General features: G+C 40.9%; 19 protein-coding genes. 10 read left to right on the top strand and 9 right to left on the bottom strand.

What is annotated here, in order from left to right; genetic code table 11:
- Window positions 1-153: 153 nt before the first annotated feature.
- A complete protein-coding gene (locus tag WA1_RS42920) occupies window positions 154-375 on the top strand; it encodes a hypothetical protein (protein WP_017748205.1) in 222 nt (73 codons plus the stop codon).
- 115 nt (window positions 376-490) lie between these two features.
- On the opposite strand, the gene WA1_RS42925 is transcribed toward WA1_RS42920, so the two are convergent.
- Window positions 491-727 (bottom strand): hypothetical protein, encoded by a 237-nt coding sequence (locus tag WA1_RS42925; RefSeq protein WP_017748206.1) that lies wholly within the window; start codon window positions 725-727, stop codon window positions 491-493.
- A gap of 371 nt (window positions 728-1,098) precedes the next feature.
- Here WA1_RS42925 and WA1_RS42930 point away from each other — a divergent pair, with 371 nt between their 5' ends.
- The 5 genes from WA1_RS42930 (at window position 1,099) to WA1_RS42950 (ending at window position 4,890) form a co-directional block, all read left to right on the top strand.
- Window positions 1,099-1,320 (top strand): hypothetical protein, encoded by a 222-nt coding sequence (locus tag WA1_RS42930; RefSeq protein ID WP_017748212.1) that lies wholly within the window; start codon window positions 1,099-1,101, stop codon window positions 1,318-1,320.
- 850 nt (window positions 1,321-2,170) lie between these two features.
- Window positions 2,171-2,392, top strand: a complete 222-nt coding sequence (locus tag WA1_RS42935; RefSeq protein ID WP_017748213.1) for a hypothetical protein — start codon at window positions 2,171-2,173, stop codon at window positions 2,390-2,392.
- 807 nt (window positions 2,393-3,199) lie between these two features.
- The gene (locus tag WA1_RS42940; protein WP_017748214.1) at window positions 3,200-3,421 is read left to right on the top strand and encodes a hypothetical protein; all 222 of its coding nucleotides are present in this window, start codon (window positions 3,200-3,202) and stop codon (window positions 3,419-3,421) included.
- Between the two features lie 580 nt (window positions 3,422-4,001).
- Window positions 4,002-4,223 carry a hypothetical protein gene (locus tag WA1_RS42945; protein ID WP_017748216.1) on the top strand — a complete coding sequence of 74 codons (222 nt, stop codon included), beginning with the start codon at window positions 4,002-4,004 and terminating at the stop codon, window positions 4,221-4,223.
- Window positions 4,224-4,668: 445 nt separating this feature from the next.
- Entirely contained in the window at window positions 4,669-4,890 is a 222-nt protein-coding gene (locus WA1_RS42950) for a hypothetical protein (RefSeq protein ID WP_017748217.1), read from the top strand.
- A 367-nt stretch (window positions 4,891-5,257) separates the two neighbouring features.
- Here the strand turns inward: WA1_RS42950 and WA1_RS42955 are convergent, their stop codons facing one another.
- The 4 genes from WA1_RS42955 to WA1_RS42970 form a co-directional block, all read right to left on the bottom strand.
- Window positions 5,258-5,992, bottom strand: a complete 735-nt coding sequence (locus tag WA1_RS42955; RefSeq protein ID WP_017748218.1) for a peptidylprolyl isomerase — start codon at window positions 5,990-5,992, stop codon at window positions 5,258-5,260.
- 167 nt (window positions 5,993-6,159) lie between these two features.
- Window positions 6,160-7,683 (bottom strand): beta-barrel domain-containing protein, encoded by a 1,524-nt coding sequence (locus WA1_RS42960; protein WP_017748219.1) that lies wholly within the window; start codon window positions 7,681-7,683, stop codon window positions 6,160-6,162.
- Between the two features lie 133 nt (window positions 7,684-7,816).
- The gene (locus WA1_RS42965) at window positions 7,817-10,552 is read right to left on the bottom strand and encodes a peptidase domain-containing ABC transporter (protein WP_081403057.1); all 2,736 of its coding nucleotides are present in this window, start codon (window positions 10,550-10,552) and stop codon (window positions 7,817-7,819) included.
- On the bottom strand, window positions 10,446-11,117 hold the full coding sequence (locus tag WA1_RS42970; RefSeq protein ID WP_272819351.1) for a helix-turn-helix domain-containing protein: 672 nt from the start codon (window positions 11,115-11,117) through the stop codon (window positions 10,446-10,448). The genes WA1_RS42965 and WA1_RS42970 overlap by 107 nt, the downstream gene beginning before the upstream one ends.
- Before the next feature lie 499 nt (window positions 11,118-11,616).
- On the opposite strand from WA1_RS42970, the gene WA1_RS42975 reads away from it, so the two are divergent.
- The 3 genes from WA1_RS42975 to WA1_RS42985 all read left to right on the top strand — a co-directional run bounded on the left by WA1_RS42975 (window position 11,617) and on the right by WA1_RS42985 (window position 16,342).
- Window positions 11,617-14,415 carry a TIGR02921 family PEP-CTERM protein gene (locus WA1_RS42975; protein ID WP_066613475.1) on the top strand — a complete coding sequence of 933 codons (2,799 nt, stop codon included), beginning with the start codon at window positions 11,617-11,619 and terminating at the stop codon, window positions 14,413-14,415.
- Window positions 14,416-14,705: 290 nt separating this feature from the next.
- Window positions 14,706-15,968: an MFS transporter gene (locus WA1_RS42980; protein WP_017748224.1), complete on the top strand. Its 1,263-nt coding sequence runs from the start codon at window positions 14,706-14,708 to the stop codon at window positions 15,966-15,968.
- Between the two features lie 170 nt (window positions 15,969-16,138).
- Window positions 16,139-16,342 (top strand): hypothetical protein, encoded by a 204-nt coding sequence (locus tag WA1_RS42985; protein ID WP_017748225.1) that lies wholly within the window; start codon window positions 16,139-16,141, stop codon window positions 16,340-16,342.
- Between the two features lie 324 nt (window positions 16,343-16,666).
- Here WA1_RS42985 and WA1_RS42990 read toward each other — a convergent pair whose 3' ends face one another.
- Both WA1_RS42990 and fraI read right to left on the bottom strand, forming a co-directional pair.
- The gene (locus WA1_RS42990) at window positions 16,667-18,418 is read right to left on the bottom strand and encodes an ABC transporter ATP-binding protein (protein WP_017748226.1); all 1,752 of its coding nucleotides are present in this window, start codon (window positions 18,416-18,418) and stop codon (window positions 16,667-16,669) included.
- 191 nt (window positions 18,419-18,609) lie between these two features.
- Window positions 18,610-19,287, bottom strand: coding sequence for a septal nanopore formation protein FraI (gene fraI, locus WA1_RS42995; protein WP_017748227.1), 678 nt, complete (start codon window positions 19,285-19,287; stop codon window positions 18,610-18,612).
- Between the two features lie 256 nt (window positions 19,288-19,543).
- Here fraI and galE point away from each other — a divergent pair, with 256 nt between their 5' ends.
- Window positions 19,544-20,542, top strand: a complete 999-nt coding sequence (gene galE / locus WA1_RS43000) for a UDP-glucose 4-epimerase GalE (protein ID WP_017748228.1) — start codon at window positions 19,544-19,546, stop codon at window positions 20,540-20,542.
- A 191-nt stretch (window positions 20,543-20,733) separates the two neighbouring features.
- On the opposite strand, the gene WA1_RS43005 is transcribed toward galE, so the two are convergent.
- Both WA1_RS43005 and WA1_RS43010 read right to left on the bottom strand, forming a co-directional pair.
- Window positions 20,734-21,423 carry a hypothetical protein gene (locus WA1_RS43005; RefSeq protein WP_017748229.1) on the bottom strand — a complete coding sequence of 230 codons (690 nt, stop codon included), beginning with the start codon at window positions 21,421-21,423 and terminating at the stop codon, window positions 20,734-20,736.
- Window positions 21,398-22,645, bottom strand: a complete 1,248-nt coding sequence (locus tag WA1_RS43010) for an urease accessory protein UreH domain-containing protein (protein WP_017748230.1) — start codon at window positions 22,643-22,645, stop codon at window positions 21,398-21,400. Before WA1_RS43010 ends, WA1_RS43005 begins: the two co-directional genes overlap by 26 nt.
- Window positions 22,646-22,665 lie beyond the last annotated feature (20 nt).

A 22,665-nucleotide genomic window follows, 5' to 3' on the forward strand; every position in this document is an offset into this window, starting at 1 on the left:
ATTCCTCTGGAGACAACTACATAATTTTTTTCCATTATGAATTGATGAAAGCCTTGAAATCGAAGAGTCACTAACAGATTATAGGAAGGGGATAAAACAAGACATTTATCAAATCCCAAAAACAAATCACTAAAGCTTGGAGTACATTTCAACATGGCTAAGATTACAATTTCTCAACTACAGACTGCTGATGCTGCTTCTATCCAAGAGTTATCAAATGCTGAGCTTGATGCCACAAAAGGTGGACTAACACTAGCACTAAGCCCTGTCGTTAATGCTAAAAACACTGCGATCGCTGGTCAAGCTGACACCTATGGTTCTACCAATACGGTGCTCAAGGATGCCTTACAAGGTCTATTAGGCGTAAAATTATAAGTAAGTTTCTTGAACTCAAGTTCAGAACTGAAGCTAAAACCCATGAAAACGGCTTAAAATTTTGTCTAGTCAGCTCTGCTATCAGCCCAGAAAATCAATTTTGGGCTGAATTTTATCAAAGGAATAGTGTGTAAACAATTTCCATAGCTTCAGAAATAAGGCTTCGTGAAGACAAACGCAAGTGGGACGACAGCGCAAACATTCCCCTTAACCCACCCAAGGGTGGAGCTACAAAAACAAAGTTTGCTGACCCTGGCTCAATATCAATCCGCACAGGTAGATTGATATTGAGCCAGGGTCGTTTTGGTATTTGCCAGAATTCAGGTACGAGATGGCTTTCATCTGTTGCCATGAAATGATAAAACATCCTGCGATGGGCATAGTTTTTCACTACATTGAATGATGAGGCAGAGGGAATGACACCAGTCTCAATTTTTTACCAATCAGAGGAAAAGCTTTTTGAGACATAACTATGTTCATTATCTGCCTAAAACACAAGTGCTTTTAAACAATCTTTAAATTTTTCGGTTTTGACAGCAAGAGTTTTCACAAGTTAATCATTCCTTGATAATTCCCCTAGAGATAACTGCAGGATTTTTTTCGATTAGGAATTGATGAAAGTCTTGAAATCGAAGAGTCACTAACAGATTATAGGAAGGGGATAAGAAAAGACATTCATCAAATCCCAAAGACAAATAACCAAAGCTGGGAGTATATTTCAACATGGCTAAGATTACAATTTCTCAACTACAGACCGTTGATGCTACCTCTATCCAAGAGTTAACAAATTCTGAGCTTGATGCCACAAAAGGTGGACTAACAGCAGTAGTATCCCCTGTCATTAATAGTAAAAACCTTGCGATCGCTGGTCAAGCTGACACAGGTAGTTCTACCAATACTGTAGGTAAGAATCTCTTACAAAGCTTATTAGGCATAGTTGCATAAGTCTTTTGAACTCAAAGTTCACCCCTGAAGCTAAAACCCATGAAAACGGGTTAAAATCTTTGTCCACTAAGCTTTAGCTCTCAGCCCGAAAATCAATTTCGGGCTGAATTTTTTCACAGGAATAGTGTATAAACATCTATGAGTTTTTCGCTAACGCCTAAAGGCGTTAGCGAAGCTATCGCTATGCATGTTTAACTAGCGCTTACAAGCCCTTTGGAGGCAGGTATGGTGGAGGCAAAGGGCAGAAACTAAGTGTGTTTTTTGATACTATGATTGTCATGCCTTCTGCCCTCAGCAAAGCTGCCTTTTCAAAACCTTCATTACTTCGTCAAAGTCTCGTTGTAGTACTAGCTCAATAGTAGCAGGACTTAGGCAGAAACCGGATTTCTTTACCAAAAACTGTCGTTTCAGCCATGAGTCTTTGCTCAGAAACCCAGTTTCTTTCGTGTGAGTGCGTAAGTCTTAAGTAGTTTGCCTGTGCATATTAACAATATTAACATTGTTGGGTGAAATTAAGCCCAAGCAAAACTCTCTCAATCCAAAATCTAAAATACCAAATGGCATTACCTGTCAGATGAAAAACTTTTTGAGACATAACTATGTTCATTATCTGCCTAACAAACTAGTGCTTTTAAAGAATCTTCAAATTTTTCGAGTTTGACAGCAATAACTTTCACAACTTAATCATTACTTAATAATTACTTGAGAGACAAATGCATGATTTTTTTCTATTATGAATTGACGAAAGCCTTGAAATCTAAGAGTCAGTAACAGATTATAGAAATAGGGTAAGAAAAGACATTCGTCAAACCCCAAAGACAAACAACCAAAGCTTGGAGTATATTTCAACATGGCTAAGATTACAATTTCTCAACTACAGACCGCTGATGCTACCTCTATGCAAGAATTAACAAATTCTGAAATTAATGCAACAAAAGGTGGAATAGTAGTAGGACTAGGCCCTGTCGTTAATCTTACAAACACTGCTGTTGGTGGTCAAGCTGACACCTTTAATTCTACTAATACTGTAGGTCAGAATCTTGTACAAAGCTTATTAGGCGTGATTGTATAAGTGTCTTGAACTCAAGTTCAGCCCCTGAAGCTAAAACCCATGACAACTGATTAAAATCTTTGTCCACTAAGCTTTAGCTTTCAGCCCGAAAATCAATTTCGGGCTGAATTTTTTCATAAGGCTAGAGCATCGGTACAGAAATCACAAAAACCCGGTTTCTTCAAGTTGAGCATACGAGATATCAAGCTTGACCACAGAGAGAAACCGGGTTTTTTGCAACATTTTTGATTATTGTACCGACGCTCTAGTGTCAATACTGCAAGGGATTACGATAATTGAAGTGTCAGAACCCCGGTTTATTCAAAAAATCGGGGTTCTAATTTCCGCTTATCCAAGTAGTCTTGAGGCTAGTGTATAAACAATACCTTTAGGCTAAATTTTATACAATTTAAATTATTAATTCTTTCTTTTTTATCTTTTTAATTGAAACCCCAATCTGCTCGATTTCCTTTAAACTTTTGCTTTGGTCAAAACGATTGCGTTTTCATCTAAAAAGCGGAGGTAATAACATCAGTCTACAGTCTTTTTTTTTAACTAAACATTTTAGACATAAATGTGTTCATTATATACTTAAAAAAACAGTCCCTTTTAAAGAATCTTTAAATTTTAAATTTTTGACAGCAATAACTTTCACAAGTTAATCATTCCTTGATAAATTTCCTAGAGATAACTGCATAATTTTTTTCCATTAGGAATTGACGAAAACCTTGAAATCGAAGAGTTAGTAACAGATTATAAAAAGGGGATAAGAAAAGACATTCATCTCATCCCAAAGACACATCACCAAAGCTTGGAGTACATTTCAACATGGCTAAGATTACAATTTCTCAACTACAAACTGCTGATGCTGCCTCTATCCAAGAGTTGACAAATGCTGAGCTTGATGCCACAAAAGGTGGTTTAACAGCACTACTAAACCCTAACCTTAATCTTACAAACACTGCTCTCGCTGGTCAAGCTGACACCAGTTGTTCTACCAATACTGTGGGCGTTGATATCCTACAACGCTTATTGAGCTTGGTTGCATAAGTGTTTTGAACATAGCTATTCTATTTGATTTGTAAAAATTGCGAAATCCCAGAAACCCGGTATCTCAAAGATACCGGGTTTCTCGCCTTTTACTTTCGCGTAGCGTGTCTGAAGGATTTAGGATTGCTATATTAACGTTACTATTTTAAATATAGCTATACTATCTAATTTGTGAAAATTGACGCTATCCAGATCCCCGACTTCTTTGAAAAGTCAGGGGTCACACTTTTCACGAATGATTTAGGATTGAGATATCTTTCATAGCTTGGAGAGAATGACATCAATTTAAAGTTTTTTTTGCTGTTAGATGATTTTTTTTGAGACATAATTATGTTCATTTTCTGCATGAAAAACAAGGATATTTAAAAAATATTCAATTTTTTTGATTTTGACAGCAATAGCTTTCACAAGTTAATCATTTCTTGATAAATTTCCTGGATAAAACTGCGTAAGTTTTTTCCATTATGAATTGATGAAAGCCTTGAAATATAAGAGTAAGTAACAGATTATAGGAAGGGGATAAGAAAAGATATTCTCCAATCCCAAAGACAATTCACCAAAGCTTGGAGTACATTTCAACATGGCTAAGATTACAATTTCTCAACTACAGACCGCTGATGCTGCCTCTATCCAAAAGTTGACAAATGCTGAGCTTGATGCCACAAAAGGTGGTCTAACAGCACTACTAAACCCTAACCTTAATCTTACAAACACTGCTGTCGCTGGTCAAGCTGATACTAGTCGTTCTACCAATACTGTGGGCACTGATATCCTACAAAGCTTATTCGGCGTGATTTTATAAGTGTCTTGAACTTAAGTTCAGCCTTGAAGCTAAAACCCACGACAACGAATTAAAATCTTTGTCTACTAAGCTTTAGCTCTCAGCCCGGAAATCAATTTCGGGCTGAATTTTCTCATAGGGCTAGTGTATAAACAATTCTCATGACTTCAAAATAAGGGTTGCTGAAGACGATGAAAAACTTTTTGAGACATAACTGTGTTCATTATCTACCTAAAAAACAAGTGTTTTTAAAGAATTCTCAAATTTTTAGGTTTTTACAGCAATAGCTTTCGCAAGTTAATCATTAGTTGATAATTCGCATGCAGATAACTCCGTAATTTTTTTCCATTATGAATTGATGAAAGTATTGAAATCGAAGAGTCAGTAACAGATTATAAGAAGGGGATAAAAAAGGCATTCGTCAAATCCCAAAGACAAATCACCAAAGCTTGGAGTACATTTCAACATGGCTAAGATTACAATCTCTCAACTGCAGACTGCTGAGGCTGTCTCTATCCAAGAGTTAACAAATTCTGAGCTTGATGCAACAAAAGGTGGAATAACAATAGTAATAGCCCCTGTAATTAATCTTGCAGACACTGCTATCCTTGGTCAAGCTAACACCAGTCGTTCTACCAATACTGGTCTCGCTAATATCGGACAAAACTTAGTGGGTGCGATTTTATAAGTGTCTTGAACTCAAGTTCATCTCTGAAGCTAAAACCCATGAAAATGGGTTAAAATCTTTGCCTAGTAAGCTTTAGCTTTCAGCCCGGAAATAAATTTCGGGCTGAATTTTACAACAGGGCTAGAGCGCCGATACAGTAATCTCAGAAACCCGGTTTCTTTAAGAAACCGGGTTTCTGACACCTCAACGAGCGTTAACCGAGGAGTATTGAGAGTTGAGGGATAAAATTCTGCTCAAGAAGAACCTCCACTTTATTTCTAAGATTTAATGGTTAGATTATTCTGCATCTTGTTGTATTAATATGCAGGGTTGTCTCAGTAAAAAGTAAGTAAGCCTGAGGTCTGAGGGCAACCACTTAGTTATCTTATTATAATTTTTGAAGAACTTTTACTTGAAGAATTTTTTGTTTTAGCCATTCAGAAAAAAACTCTGAAAGGATTTGACTGCGTAACTTCTCATCTAATTGCGGCTGAAGTATTTCCTCCACAAGAATTAGATGGATTCCAGAAGATGTCACAATTGGCTTAAGAAGCTCTCTTTGATGGGTAGTAAAGACAGCAGCAGAAATTTCGGGCTTCAAATCTTTCCGGTAAACTATCCCCCGATATCCACATTTTCGACGTAATTCTGTATCTTCAATATATTTGTGAGCTACATCATAAAAACTTATCTCACCTTCTTTAATCATATAGTAAAGTTCTATTGCCAAGTCTTCATCATCTAAGATAACCTCATACATTACCACACCAGTATACTCAAGTTGGTTAGCAAAGAAATAGGGTTCAATTTTATCTGCAAACAAATGTTTTGCCAGCAGTCCTGATGTGAAACTCAAGTATGCGATTTGTTCAAAATCTTCTACGGAAAGACAATGTTTTTGCAGCCATAACCAAGTTTCTTCTGCACTCGTAAGTTTATTGATTAACCGAAAGGCGTCTGCCGACTTCTGGAGCGCTTCATCGTTCACCTCAATCCCAGCTTCTTTAGCGGCTTCCTCAACAACCTTACGAGTCAGAACCTCTTTAAGAATCTCAGGAATTTTACAAGATAGCTTCAGTTGTTGAATAATATCTTCGCTCGTAATGGTGACAGTTTCTAACATGATGTTCATTGTTGTTATGTAAACGCAATTAAATCAGGACTTACGCAAAGCCCCCTTTTTAAGGGGGTTCGGGGGATATGCAACGCTGAAAAACCCGAAAATTTGTTAAGGCTGCGTAAGTCCTGTACTTATCCGAACCGTATTGGAAGGTCGATACCACGCACCCCCTACAATTTCAACTCACCCTGTTGTAACTGCTTAAACGGATCTAGCAGAAAATCAATAATCCGACGTTGGCGCACAATGACCTCAGCCGTTGCTGTATCTCCAGGACGCAAAGGAATACAATCATTAGCTTTGGGAATACAATTCTTTTTCAGGGAGATTTCCAAGTTATAAGCTGCTACTTTTCCATTAGGTGTTTCTACTTCTGTTGCAGTAGGAGAAATTTCTACTATCTCTCCTTCTACAACTCCATGATCCTGAAACGGATAAGCATCAAACTTTAACTTGACAGGCAATCCTTTCCGCAAAGAACCACTCTCACTTATTGCCATCTGCGCCCGAATAATGAGCGGCGCATTTAGGGGTGCAATCTCTGCTACCATTGTTCCCGGTTGCACCACAGCCCCAGCCCGTTGTATCGGCAACTGATACACCCTACCAGCTATAGGGGATTTTAATACTCTTTGGTCTAACTGTAATTGTAAGGTTTTTATCTCATTCTTACTTTGATCTATTTCTGCCCTCATGGTAATCATCTCTGTCTCCAGATTTTTTAACTGTTCCTCACTTTTTAAGAGAGCCAGCTTATGAGAATGAGTCAGAGTCTGATAACTTCTTTGCTGTTCCTTTAGTCGCAAATATGCCTGTTCAATCTCCGCTTTTGCTTGACGAATAGTCCGCTCATAATTACTTCTTTGTTCTGCCAATCTAAGTTTAGCTTGCTCAATGTCTGACTTGTTTTGTTCGTATAACTTTTGTCTTTCTTTAGCTAGATCTTGTCTTTGTATAACTTGAACTTCTGCAACAATACCTTCCTTGCTTAACCGACGATAACGTTCAACCTCCTGCTGAGCACTTGTTAAACCACTCTCTGCTAAGGGAATTGCAGTTTGATTGTACTTAAGAGTTTGCTTTGCTTGATTGACTTGGGTAAATTTTTCTTCTTTTTGTAGTTCATAGGAATTTTTGAGAGCGCTCAAGTTCTGACTAACCTGTTCAATTTGAGCGTGTTTTTCTAACTCTTGTGCTTGATTTTGTTGTTGCTGAGTTGCCAAACCTATAATTAACTGTTTTTTCAACATTTCCAACTGCGAAAGTCGATTGAATTGTCCCTCCAATTTATCCTTTACCTGACGCAAGTCGGCGTGAACTAATTGCGAATCCAATATTAATACAGGCTCTCCAGGTTTTACTATTGCACCTTCCTTCACTGGAATTGAGGCAACAGTTCCTAAGACGGCAGTATCTAACGTAACTGTCTTTCCTTTAGGCTTCAGTCTTCCCCTAGCACTGCCTGTTTCATCAACTTTAAACAGCATTGCCCAAGGCAAAGCAGTCGCAGTAAAAATCAACAAAAAATACAGCAATCCCCTTGTCCAAACTTGGGGTAAGCTATCAACTAATTCCTGAGTAACATCAGACCAATCATCAGTTGGATAAGATGGAGTTTGGAGAGTTAAAGTTTGAGAGCGCTGTTCATCCTCATGGATTTGGATTTGCACCCGTCCATTCAATGTACTTGGCATGATTTCTTTTTACACAATTTGGGCTTTAGGATTTTTATTTGCTAATGGCTAATGACTCATTGCTAATTGTGAGAACTACCAGTCTGACCTTAGCCATTAGCCATTAGCTTTAAGCTATTAGCTATTAGCCATTTCACACCACAGAATTCATCTGCTGTTGATTGAGATAAAAATAATGTCCTCGTTTTGCCATTAACGCGTCGTGAGTTCCACTTTCAATTAACACACCCCGATCTAACACTAAAATCAAATCTGCATTCCGTATAGTTGAAAGACGATGGGCAATGACCAAGGCGGTTCGTCCCTTGAGAATAGTACTCAAGTTCCTCTGAATAATCCGTTCCGACTCAGTATCTAGATGGGAAGTTGCCTCATCGAAAACCAACAATCTGGGATTACCTAATAACGCCCTGGCGATCGCAATTCGCTGGCGTTGTCCACCAGACAACAATCCTCCACCTTCTCCAATCTGGGTTTCATACCCCATCGGCAACTTTTTAATAAACTCATCAGCACCCGCTAGTTTTGCTGCTTCCATGACCTCTTCGAGAGCTGCTCCTGGATGTGCCAGACTAATATTCTCTCGAATCGTACCACCAAACAAAAAGGTGTCTTGGTCAACGACTCCAACTTGTTGACGTAAAGAACGGAAGGAAATACTGCCTATCTCTAACCCATCAATCAATATATTACCATCTGTCGGAGGATACAGTCCTAACACCAATTTAGAAATCGTAGTCTTCCCTGAACCACTTCGTCCCACCAGCGCTACCATTTGTCCTGGTTTGACTTCAAAATTAAGATTTTGCAAGACATTGACATCACTTTCTGGGTGATAGCGAAATGTCACATTTTCAAAACGAATAGACCCCTGAAGCGGCGGTAAAGCTTGCCGTGCTTGGTGCTGCAAATCCTCTTCAGGTTCTGCATCTAACACATCGTTGATGCGTTCAGTCGCAATCATCACTTCTTGCAATTGATTCCACAACACTGTTAATCGTTGGAAAGGCGAAATAATATTCCCCAGTAACATATTAAATGCCACCAATTGCCCAATGGTTAACTGGTTGTGAATCACCAAATGCGCCCCATACCACAGTAAGCTAGATGTTATCACTGCTTGAATTGCGTTACTGAAAATTTGCAAGCGATTCCCAATAACTTGGCCGGAAAAGTTACTCTTTACCTCTTTATTCAATAACTCCTCCCAATGCCAACGCACTGTTTGTTCCACCGATGTGGATTTCACAGTCCGCACACCAGTTAAAGCTTCAATTAGGTAACTACTCTCCGCTGAATATGCATTAAAGATTTCCCTGGAAATTTTTTGCAAAAAAGGTGTGGCAATCAACGCCAGAAGGAAAAAAGGCGGTATGATTATCAACGACAGTAGGGCCATTTGCCAACTGTACCAAAACATCAATCCCACATAGATAAATACAGTTATTACATCCAGTAGGATAGACAATGCCTCCCCGGAGAGAAAGCGTTGTATTTTGCGATTTTCCTGCACCCTAGAGATAATATCCCCTACATAGCGGGACTCAAAGAAACTGAGGGGTAGCCGCATGGTATGGCGAATAAATCCCACAATTAACGCCAAGTCGAGCTTAGAAGCTGTGTGGAAGAGTAGATATTGCCGCAAACCCATCATTGCCACTCGGAACAGACTGAACATCAACAACCCCAACCCAACTGCTGTTAAGGTCAGTTCCGATCGCTGTACTACCACTCGGTCTAAGATCAACTGGGTAAATAGGGGCGTAATGAGTCCAAATATCTGGATGAATATAGAAGCAACAAACACTTCTAGTATCACCAAGCCATGCGGTTTCATCAACTCAAAATATTGCCATAAGGGGGTTGTCGCCTCTTTAGCATCGTTAAACATGGCTGTAGGTTGCAGCAGTAGCGTATAGCCAGTCCAGCCTTCTTTAAATTCCTTATGGCTAAGTTTACGTTGACCAATAGCCGGGTCTGCTACTATGACATTTTTCTGAGCGATTTCATAAACAACGATGTAGTGCTTTCCTTCCCAGTGGGCAATAGCAGGCAATTTTTGCTTTGCTAACTGGTCAAGAGTTGCTTTCACAGGTCGCGTGCTCAAGCCAATACTTTCTGCTGCTGCTGATAACCCTCTTAACGATGAACCATTGCGGTCAACATTGGCAATATCCCGCAAGCGGTTAATACTAAAATGTTTGCCCCAAAAGCGCGATATCATCACCAAACAAGCTGCACCGCAGTCCGATGCACTTTGTTGAGCATAAAACGGATAGCGTCGCATCACTCGCTGCCATAAATGCCCTACCTGTTGCTTGGGGTTGGGAAAATACACTTTGCTTTGCTTTTCTTTTTGCTTTTGCTTTATCGCAAATGTTGTATCAACATCTTTGTTAAGATTTGTTTTTCGATTATCTACCGTTGTTACTGAAAGATTGCGATTTCCCATCAGTAGAGAATTGCGCGCAACCGCTTCACCCCGCAAGTGCTCCCGAATTTGCGGAAACTTTGTCATAAGTGGAGACAGTGTCTCTGTTGAGAGAAAGCAAAGCTGTAAGTTCAACGCAGCCCTAGCTTTATATGGGCGAAAATCTGCCTCAGGGAATAAAGTGAATTCTCCAAATGCCCCCCCCGCCTCTAACGTGGCAATTAATTCATCTGCGTCGTCTAATAGCCTGACTTTGCCAGCTATCACTATGTATATACCAGGCTCAATATTAGTTCCATGCCAAAACTTACCTACTTTAGGGGAGAGGGATTTAACTTGTTTCAGACAGCGATGGTAATCCTCCTGGGAAAGAGAATGTCCCAAAATATTGCTTAACTGTTGCAGAGAAAACAGCTGCTCGGATAGATTTTCCGCCATGAGCGTCTAAATTTGTACCTATTTTTGCTAAGTTAACAGGCAAAAATTCGGTGTTATCCGATGAATTTGCCGAATTAAGGTCACCAATCAAGATTCTGGAACTCTTACCCAAGGTATTCTCAGGAGTGTTTTGCTGAGTATCGCTGAGTTTCGAGCGCGTGGACAATCCCATCTGTTTGAGCAAGCGATGGATATGGCGATCGCTCACCTCAACCCCAAATTCTTTCCCTAGATGTTTCCTCAACCAAGAGGCTGTCCATCGTTGAAAAGAGTAGCCATGCTCGCGGGGACTCTGACTCACGAGTTCGTGCAACCTATGAAGATATTCCTGATTCACAGCCGTTGGACGACCAATTGGACAATCTTGCCATTGGTGCGCCATACCTGTACGGGCAATGTGAGTCCAATGGCGTGCTGTTGCTCTCGAGCATCCTAAGGTTCGACAAATTTCAGTTTGGGATTTCCCATCATCAGCCAACAACATAATTTGGATACGCTGGTGGTAACACACAGGTAAATTCTCCTGTAAACTTTTTTGCAAAAGTTTACGCTGAAATGGTGTCAAAAATTTACCATTCGGAATTTCCGTATCAACTGTATTACAATTTACTAGGTAGTGCGACATACATTTGAGCTAAACCGTTTGCTATATATAGAGTTCGTCTTGGGGAAGGCAAGCGGTTTTATAAAAACCCATAAAAAATATACAGGTTTTATATCAATTCTAGAAAACAGTATATACAAGTTCGGAAAAAAATGTCTCACATATGACCAATAAAAATATAGAAAATTTATGTTGTTATTTTCATCTTCATCTTTCTTTCATAAAATCTAGAAACCTTTTAAACGAACAAAAATAAATTCTTCCACAGTAGAAATAATACGGTAAAGTATGTTATTTCTGCACTCTAGCTTGAAAAAGGGAGTAGGGGTAAGAAGTTTTCATGCGATCTCCCGTGGGAATCTAGCTAAGTACCAGTACTGATGACTTTGTTTGGAATTCCACACAACACTTGTGTAGAAGTATAGCAATAGCTGTAGTAGTGCTTGAAGGGAGGGTGGCTGTGAGGAGGTTTTGGAATGGGCTATTTCAAATTATATTTTGGGTTTGGAACGTCACTTTTTTGTTAATTGTCTACATGGGGATACTGCCTGTTATTGGTGTACCGTTGGTCTTGGCTACCGTAGCAGGTGAAATTCCCAGTGAGTTCTTTTTAACGTTGGTAGGTTTAGTCGCAGTCCCAACCGTGTGTACTTTCCTAGGAGGGTTCCACTTTAAACAACAGCCCCTACAACTCATTCGCTTATTTTATGGAGTGGAAGCACCTCTGTTTCTGCTGTGTCTGCTGCGGTTATTTCTGATTCGGGAACTGACTCCCGCTAGCACTCAAATTCTGGGCACAATGGCAGTTTGTATCGTAGCATTCTTTTTAGAAATGCTGTTGGGCTATGCAACAACCCGCAAAAGTGGTTTGCAGTGGCTGCAAATGCTAGCACACAGCTTGATACTGCTATTTGGTATCTACGCAAGTGCGGTACTGCTGTTTTATGCCTTGCCTTTAGCAGCATTTTTAGTGCAAGAATTTCTGAAATTCGAGTGGGCGCGTACACTTGGGCAGATTTTAATTTCTGGATGGTGGATACAGGGGTTGTGGTATTTTTTGTTATTTTTAATTCTCTGGATACTCAGTACTGCGTTATTTGTTATCATGCCTTTGGCACTAGCCGCACTATATATTAACTCTGGCCGACGGATTTTACAGGCATTTGCTTCACAAAACGGAAAAAAAAATACTGTCATTGGTGCTAGTGCAGTTGCGATCGCCTGGATAACCATATTTATCTTTCTACAACAACAGCCCCAAGTCCAAGCCTTTTCGTTGCTAGCCAATCCAGCATCTAACGACAGTACTCGTCAAGCACTTTTGGCAAAGTCAAGCACCATCCGGGAAGGTTTGGTGAACGCTTACCTGTCCTCTTATCGCTACCTCAGCACCAGAGAAGAAAACAATCACATTAGCGAAATGTATCGCGGTGTCTTTGGATTGAGCCAACCTATTGCCAATGCAGTGCAAGACAGCTATAACTCCCTCATGTCCCCATTTTTATACAATGGCTCCGATAAAGATGCTGAGAAAGCCGAAAAACTCTACGCAGAGTTTTTTGATACGCCACTTCAAAAGGCGGAACAACAATTAGTCAGTCACGCCGTACAATCTACATTTAACCGACAAGAAGTCAAAGCAGGGCTACTCAATATCAACGAGAAAAAAGTGTGGCTGCGATCGCAACAAGTCAAAGTCACAGAACATGGTGATTGGGCGGATCTGGAACTGTACGAAGTCTACAAAAACCAAACACCCGAAGTTCAAGAAATTTTCTACTCCTTTTCTTTACCCGAAAGCGCCGTCATTACAGGATTATGGTTGGGCGATACGAGCGATTTGCAAAAACGCTTCCCCTTTGTTGTCGCACCTCGCGGAGCGGCTCAGAAAGTTTACAATTCACAAGTTAGGCGGGAACGCCCAGTCGATCCAGCGTTGCTCGAACAAGTCGGACCAAGGCAATATCGCTTGCGAGCATTTCCCATTCCTCCTCAAGCACCAGTATTGCGAAGCGTATCGCAACAAAGACCAACTGAAATGCATTTGTGGCTAACTTATAAAGTGATGCGACAAGAAAGTGGTTGGGCATTACCAGCTTTAGGGGAAAAACGCAACATCTTTTGGACTCATGATACCAAGCGCATCCGTAACGGCAAAGAGGTAGCACTGAAAGACGAGCCTTGGTTAGAACCATTTTTACCAGCAACGGTCGAATTTCAGCCAACATTGCATCAAGTTGACTTTCCTGAAGGTCACAGCATTTTAGTAAAGCCACTCTTAAACAAGGATTATTCCTTACCCCAAGCAAAGCGATTTGCTTTAGTTCTAGACAGTTCTTTCAGTATGAATTCCCATGTCAAAGAATTGTCACAAATTTTTACATGGCTTCAAAAACATGGCTTTGCAGACAAAGAATTGGCTAATAATGACGCCGATCTATACATGACTGCTTCTAAAGGTGCTGTTCCCAAAAGATTAGATGACATCGGGCAATTGAAAGCTGAAAAAATGACCTTTTATGGCACAATTCAACCACAAGAAATGCTACAGCAGTTTAACCAGTTGCGTGGTGATACAGCTTATGATGCTGTTTTACTATTAACTGATGAGGGTAGTTATGAATTGTCAAAAGATAGGGTTTCCAAGCAGAATCGTGAGAATGAAATCAAAACAACGCCCGCACCTTTATGGATAATACATTTAGGTTCACTACCCGCAGCTTATGATGATGCTACGTTAAAGGCAATACAAGATAGTGGCGGAGGAGTTTCTCAGCAAGTTTCAGAGGTTTTGCAAAGAGTTGCAACGAAAGCAGCGTTGGGATCTTCTACAGTTAGTGTAGTGGATGGTTATGCTTGGTATAAACCAGATACACAAGAGAGTCAGACTGTATCTCAAAAAGAAGAGAGTTTCCAGCAACTGGCAGTGCGACAATTGATATTAGGATTGAGTCAGGAAATTAATTTAGATCGGTTAGAGACTGTGGATGCTATTCACGCCATAGCCAAAAAGTACGAGTTAGTCACTCCCTATTCCTCAATGCTTGTACTGGTGAACGATGAACAAAGAAGATTACTCAAACAAGCAGAAGCACAAAGCGATCGCTTTAACCGCAAAATCGAAAATGGTAAAGAAGATTTGAGCAAACCCAATAATCCGTTTAAAGTCAGTGTTAGCGAACCTTCGAGCGGATGGATTGTAGGGATTGTGGCGATCGCTTTACTGTTTTTTTCCAAGCGCTTTAACAGTAAACAGTGACTAGAGCATTGGTACACTATTTAACATGGGAGCATCCCAATTTTTTTAAAATACCTAGCGAATAGAATTCGCGGCTATACAAACGAAGTCCGCGCAGGCGGACTGACTAGAGTTTGTGTAGCTTCCCTTTTGTTTGTGTAGGGGACTTCTAAATTAAAAAATCTCCAACTTTCTCTTGTGGTACGTTGCTCACAGCCCGTCCTACAAAATAAGCGGGCGAGGACGCCCGCACCACAAGACAAGATGGGATAATTTATTTTTTGCAGTTCCCTTAAGTCAGAGAGGTTGCTATGCCAACAGCTACAGCATCGGTCGGAAAAATACGGTGGCGCATTCCAATAGTTCTCGCTGTAACACTGTTCGTCAATTACTTGGATCGCAACAATCTTTCGCTGGCGCTACCACAAATTGCTCGCGATTTTGGTTGGAGCGATCGCGAAATTGGTTCAAATGGTGAATGGCTGTTGGGCGCGTTCTTTTTATCATATGGGTTGTCGAATATGCTTATAAGCCCACTTGCTGAACGATTTAGTCCCAAACGCAGCACAATTGCAGCTATTGCAGCATTTTCTTTATTCACAATTTTATGTGCGCCGTTGGGACAGTCCCTCACTGCACTCATTTTGCTGCGCTTGCTGTTGGGGCTTGGCGAGGGGGTTCACATCCCGATGCTGAGTGCAATGACCAGCCATTGGTTCCCAGACACGGAGCGATCGCGTGCAAATGCGATTTGGGGTCTTGGAATTATCCTCGCTACTGCATCTGCTCCTCTGCTTATCGTTCCATCGATTCACTTGATTGGTTGGCGTCTTACCTTTGCTGTATTAGGTGCAGTCGGGATGCTGGTGTCAATTCCACTCGTTTGGTTTTTTGTACAAGATGAGCCACATCAAAACCATAGTGTGAGCGATATGGAGTTGGTATATATTCGTACCGGACAGGGAATTGTTGAGAATGCAGAAATGAGAATACCACGAGGAAATTATGTGCGCGATCGCCGATTTTGGTTGGTTGTTTTGGGTGGTACCCTCAACTCCTTCTGTGCCTTTGGTATACTCAACTGGTTACCAACTTATTTCAATCGTGCCAAAGGGATTGACTTCGAGCAACTGGGATGGCCTTTAGCGTTCATTTTTGGAGCAGGCATCGCAGGTATTATTGTGATGGCTTATCTGGGAGATAAACTTCAGCACCGAATACTGCTTGCAAGCGTTGGGTTTCTGGTTGCTGGTGTTATGGTTTACATTGCCTCAAGTGTTAATGCGTTAGGTCTCTTAGTGCTATGCTTTGCGCTCGCAGTCTTCTTTCAAAGTGCTTATGGTGCTCAAGAATACGCTATTGTTCAATGTCTGTTACCTGCCAACCGAGTAGGTGCTGGTACAGGATTGTACAACGGTCTTTCAGTTCTGTTTGGAGGTGTTGGCGGCTCGCTGATTCCTGGTTCAATTGTTGCAACAACTGGTAGTTTTGATACGGCAATTTTAAGTATTGTTGTCGGTGCTTTACTAGCAGCAGGCGTAATGTTTTTGTTAACACGGATGATTAAGTACTGATTGCCCAATAAACAATTTCGGTAAAGCTAGAGCATTTCTTAGGATAATGATGTATAAATTTATCTGCGTCCATCTGCGTTCATCTGCGGTTAATTATCAAAAATCCTTACTCGATCACACGCATCTATAATTATGAATATAGAAAATGATAGGTAAAAGCAGGTGTAATTATGCAGGCTATTTTTTGGACTGTAGAGGAAGTTGCCCAAAGAGCCAAACAGTTTTATGAAGATGGAATTCGGCAACAAGTCGAGCATAGCGATAATATTAGCAAAATGATTGTGATTGATGCTGAAACTGGCGAATATGGAATTGATAAAACTGGTGTAGAATCAGCATTAAATGGAAGGATATCATCTAGAGATAGATTTTGAAGACAATGGTTTGGTTTCATTAGAAAAAATACAATCTCCAATGTCATAAGATTTTTATTTAGATAAATATCATAGCGATTGTCCTCTCAAAATCAAGTTAAAGAACTCAATGCGATCCCTCTCCCCAAGAAACTAGAATTCTCTCTCATACTTATATATTTATTTTTTCGATAGTGATGCACTTTTTACTGGTTAAGGTTATGCAAGGAGGTTCTTCTCTAAATGTTGAGACAGGCGATCCCCCTTAAAAAACTACTGCATACACACAAGCCCCTTTCCAAGGGGAGGGTTAGGGTGGGGTAAAAAAGACTAAAACCTCTGCCTCTAATGCAACAATTCTTCTACCTGATGCTGGCTCCATAATTGTCTGTAAAGCCCTGGTTGCTGCAAAAGTTCCAGTTGCGTTCCTGTCTGAACAATCTTACCTTTATCCATAACAAAAATTCGGTTAGCCGCCGCCGCCGCAGACAACTGATGAGTGATAAACACAACTGTTTTCTTTTGCGTACCGCTAGATAGATTATTTAAAATTTTTGTAGCAGTTTGGTTATCAACACTAGAAAGGGAATCATCTAACACTAATATAGGAGCATCAACTAGCAAGGCTCTAGACAAAGCAGTCCGTTGACGCTGTCCTCCAGATAAAGTTATGCCGCGTTCACCAACTATTGTTTCGTACTGTTGGGGAAAGTTGGTAATTTCTGGATGAATTTGTGCTAGTTTTGCTGCTGCTTCTACGTCTCTTTGTTCGCTAATTGGATCTCCATAGCGAATATTGTTCTTAATAGTGGTGCTGAAAAGAAAACTATCCTGCGGCACAAAAGCAATAGCGCTTCTTAGATCGCTCAAAGCTATTTTAGTAATATCTATACCGTCTAAAAATAACTGCCCTGGTTCAATATCTAACAGCCTTGGCAAAGCATTTGCTAAAGTAGATTTTCCGGAACCAATAGCACCTACAATTGCCACTATTTCCCCAGGGGATATGTTAAAGTTAACGTCTTCTAGTGCGGGAGTAGAGTAACCAGGGTAGGTAAAACTTAAATTTTTAGCTGTTAATAGTCCTTTAACTTTTTCTTTTGGCAAATGAATGGCTTCTACGTCGTCTTGAATTTTGGGGGTAACGGTAAAAATCGTTTCAATGCGATCGATACTGACTTCACCCCTTTGGTAAGTCGTGATGGTAAATCCTAATAATGCTGTGGGAAAAACCAGACGCTCAACATAGAGTAACAGTGCCACAAAATTTCCAACAGCAAGAGTTCCAGCTGCAATTCGATTTGCTCCGAGCCAAATAATAATTAAAGAACTGATAGTAGCTAATCCACCAATTAGGGGAAACAATGTATTCCTGCTTTTTGCCAGGTTTAAGTTAGCTTGCAATAACTGTTCGTTTCTCTCGGCAAAAGCACGGCGCTCCTGATCTTCCTGAGAGTAGATTTTTATCAGGGCAATTCCGCTCACGTCCTCTTGAATCAGTTCGCTAATATTAGAAAGTCTCTCCTGTACGGCAAGTTGTTCGTTACGAAGGCGACTGCTAAACAAATGAACCAATAAAAACATCAAGGGGTAGATTGCCAATGATGCTAATGTAAGATCCACGCTAATTGTTAGCATCACTGGTAAAGTGAGAGTGTAAGCAAACAGGGTATTTGCTAGACTTAGAACCGCAAAACCCAATAATCGGCGGATATTATCTAAATCACTTGTTGCGCGACTAATTAAATCACCCGCCGTATTAGTGGCAAAATATGATGGTTCTAACTTAAGTAAGTGTTCAAAAATCCTTTGTTTCAAGTCAAATTCAACCTGACGCCCCACACCAAATATCCATATGCGTGAAGCCATACGGATCAGCCACATTGCTGACGTAAATAATACTATTCTTATCACAAAATATGATATTTGGCTCGCAGTAAAGTCTGTAGAGAGCTTATCTATGGTGTCACGGATCAACAAAGGGATGTAAACACCCAATCCGTTGACAATTAATAAAGAGATAATTCCTAAGGTTGCATCCCGCCAATGAGGGCGCAGGTATGCACCAAGTTTAGCAAGCCGTCGTGATTTTGCCATTCAAGCCCAGAAAGCAACTTTTTTATCTTATCTCCAACCCAAATATAGCTGTCTTCTTACCGTAGGGCAATTTTAATAAAGTTTGAAGGATGAAGGATGAAAAAAGAGTCGGAATTCGATATAATTCCCTAACTCCATTAATTTGTGTCACTTTATACTTCATCCTTCAAACTCGATCTCTTTAGTAGAAATTACCTTCCACCACGCAAGAAGCCAGAAATATAGTTGAGGTAAGTTTCCCACACTCGTGATGTTATTGACAGCGTTTCGGCATTAGGGACAAAGTCTTCAAGCCGCAATCCTCGTCTGGTAGTCTGAGCTGGGGTTTGCATTAAGTATGGTGCTCTAGCAACGATCGGATCTCCGACATCTGATACACCTACTGTTGGACTTCCGTATGCTGATGCTATAAGTGTTTCATATTTAGGATCTGCCATAGAAGCAGTTAACCCCCCATTTTGGAACACTAGCTGACTGGTGATGGATGGATCGACCACCATTGCAGCCACTGGCGATCGCACTAGAAAATAAGCAACTGCTGGTGTACTTGCCAACAACAAAATCACCAATGCCCAACCCAGTAAATATCCTCCTGGTTTACCTAACGCGCCATCTTTCATCTTTTGGGCTGCAAGAATCATCAGCAAAATCGATGCGCCTAAAGGTTTGAGTGGAAAAGAGACCACTCTCCACAAGGAGGCGACAGCTGGCTCGTTGGGGTTGATAAACGATAGCAAGACCACAACGAACAGAATAACTAAAAATAGTCGGGCAACGAAATTGCCTTGAGGATAAAACTTTTGGAACAGAGAGTAGATGATGGCCCCCACAAGTAGCCACAGTAATACTCTGCTTAACAGTAGAAACATAGATTGACTCTCAAATCTGAATTTTTCGGTCAGCCTCAGGTTTTAGGTAGTGGGGTTATTGTACTGCCAAATTGTAAAAGCACTGTTACTTGACATCAAACACCTCACATCCACAACACAACGACTACCGTCGTAGTGATTTTAGAGCAAATTCTTTCACATGAAACAATGAATCTGTAATTTTCCTCATCCGTAATTTGCCTCCTGTAGACTAAGTTAATTTAGGTAGTACTTTCACGATACGTAAGGAAAAACTATGTCGCATGGAAAACCCACCATTTTGGTGACAGGCGGAGCAGGATACATTGGTTCCCACACGGTGCTTGCCCTCAAGCTTGCGGGTTTTGACGTTATAGTACTAGATAATTTGGTTTATGGTCACCGCGATTTGGTAGAACAAGTTTTACGGGTAAAACTTGTGCAGGGGGACACAAACGACCACGCACTGTTAAATGATTTATTTAAAATACACGAAATTGCGGCAGTTATGCATTTTTCAGCCTACGCCTACGTAGGAGAGTCGGTAACCGACCCCGCAAAATACTACCGCAACAACGTTACTGGCACTCTGACTCTGCTGGAAGCGATGCTAGAAGCGTCTGTTAAAAAATTTGTATTTTCTTCTACTTGTGCAACTTACGGTGTACCACAAGTTGTACCCATTACTGAAGACCATCCCCAAAACCCCATCAATCCTTACGGTGCAACCAAACTCATGGTAGAGCGAATTCTATCTGATTTTGATGCTGCCTATGATTTCAAATCTGTACGTTTCCGCTATTTTAACGCTGCTGGTGCTCATCCTGATGGTTTGTTAGGGGAAGATCACAATCCAGAAACTCATTTGATTCCCTTGGTATTGCTTGCAGCACTGGGTAAGCGCGAATCTATCTCCGTTTTTGGCACTGATTACCCTACTCCCGATGGTACTTGTATTCGAGATTACATTCATGTTACGGATTTGGCAGATGCCCATGTTTTAGGGTTGGAATACCTGCTAAAAGGAGGCAATAGCGAAGTTTTTAATCTAGGAAATGGCAATGGCTTCTCAGTCAAAGAAGTGATTGACACTGCCAAGAAAGTTACAGGAAAGGAGATCGAAGTTGTGGAATGCGATCGCCGTCCGGGCGATCCACCATCACTGATTGGAAGTGGTGAAAAAGCGAGAAAAATGCTTGGCTGGAATCCACAGTACTCATCTCTGGAAGAAATTATTTCTCACTCGTGGCAGTGGCATCAAAAGCGACATAAGTAATACGATTTTGGATTTTGGATTTTAGATTTTGGATTGAAAAAGCCTTACTTAGACATAACTTTCACTTAACTATCTGTTACATTCTTTTTTCAAGTTGGTTAAGGAGAGAGAGATAGGAGGACAAGAGTGAATAATTAATCTAAAATCCCTTAATCCAAAATCCAAAATCCAAAATCCAAAATCCAAAATTCCTACCCCCTCTTTCTGCTTCGCAGTACTGCAAAAGAGACACCCAAAGCAGCAAGGGCTAATGAAGCGATCGCCCAAATTGGACTACCTTGAGACTGACTGGGGGTAACATCAGAATTGGAATTTTGTACTGGTGTATTATTTACCTCTACTGGTTCTGTAGTTGCTGAACCTGCAGCTACAGTGACTGAAAACTTTAACTCAAATGGCTGAAAACTCCCTTCATTTTTTGGTTTGCCACTCAGCTGTAATAAATAAGCCCCTGGTCTGGGAAAGATAATTTCCGAACCTGGTATGCCTTTATACTTCTCTGCTCTTACAGGTTGTAAAGATGGTTCTAGCAAAGGAGGTTCTTTTTGTGAATAAGGTTCAGCGTAAACAGCCAATTGGCAATTGCACTCAGTTAAAGGAATAACTTTTCCACCTCGGCGAGTTAGAGCAAACCAGGTTTTTGTTGTTTCCCCAGCACGGGGATTATCATTTGGTTCTAAATGGAGGGTAGCACCCACGTCTGCTGCAGTTTTAACCTTGTGAGCATGGGCAGTAGAATTTGGTAGGAAAAGGACGAATAACAGTAGTAAATTACACCAGATAACCTTCTTTGTGAGCAGAAAAGAGGGAGTATTTTTGCTTATCTCTGTATGGGAAGAGGGAAGATCAGTGGGGTCAACGCGACTTAGTAGAGGAAACATAAAATTTCTTTATAGATAAGATTGACCAAAAAAAGCGCCAACGTACAAGCAAAACACTCAGTGTTACAAAGCTTAGAAGCAACACTGCCAACTTATTCTCCCAACTTAACTGTAAAGCACCCAAGTAATGAGAACCGATCGTCACAGCATGAAAAGTACTTAACAGTAAAGCAGGTAAGCTCAATAAATGAATTAGTCTCCAAAGCTTGCCCAAGAACTTTTGCAAAGAATCAAAACTCGTCAAGGCAGCAGGAGTTATCAAAACCAATGCTATGGCACCAGCCACCATTCCTAACTGATACTCTTGTGGTAGGAAAAAGAAGGCTGTAAAGTTCCATTGTAGTGAATGTTCCATCATATGAGTTGTATGAGCCAATGACAGCACAAAAGCACCCACTCCCAACGCACGACGGTAACGTAAAGGTTTTGCCCACAAACCACTAATCGGGCGAGCAATCAGCGTGATTACTAAAAATACCAACGCAATATGCCCAGTGTAATCTACCATCGTGTCACCAGTCCGCAAAAGCGTTAGCACACCGATAGTGAGAGTCACCCAACCACCCAAGCGAAATAACTGACTGCGCCTGTCTTTACCGATTAAGGCTGCAGACACGCCAACACCTAGCATCGTGGGTAAAGTGCCTAAGCCAAAAGCTAGCATTGTGGCTGCGCCCATCCACCAGTTCCCAGTTTCAGCCGCTTTAATCTGGGCAGCATAAAGGAATCCACAGGGCATTAAACCCCATGTTATCCCCAAAAGTGCAGGCGTCCACCACTTAGTTTCTAGGGAAAGCTTGACCATTTCTGCACTCAGGCGGTTATGTAAATTGCCTTGCAAAAAAGGATGTAACACTGGAAGACGAGGCAAAAACTCTGGATTTATTTGTCTTATACCAAACCAAATCAGCAGAATGCCGGTTACAATAGCCATCCATTGACGTAATTCACTACCGATTCCTGCTAAATGTCCGCTCTTGAGTAAAACGGCACCTAGCGCACCAATGGCAGCACCAACCAGAGTGTAACTTAACATTCGCCCCAAGTTTAACAATACATGAAACCGCAATTGCTCCTGCCAACCGGGTTGCCCAGATGTAGCACTTCCTGTCTCTGAATTCTGAGATAGAGAAAATGCCACTGAAAGGGGACCGCACATTCCAAAGCAGTGGCCAAAACTTCCAAGAAACCCCAGGGTTGTAATGAGCAACAAATGTAACATTAGCAATTTCAATAATTAAA

Source organism: Scytonema hofmannii PCC 7110, from assembly GCF_000346485.2.
Classification (GTDB): domain Bacteria; phylum Cyanobacteriota; class Cyanobacteriia; order Cyanobacteriales; family Nostocaceae; genus Scytonema; species Scytonema hofmannii.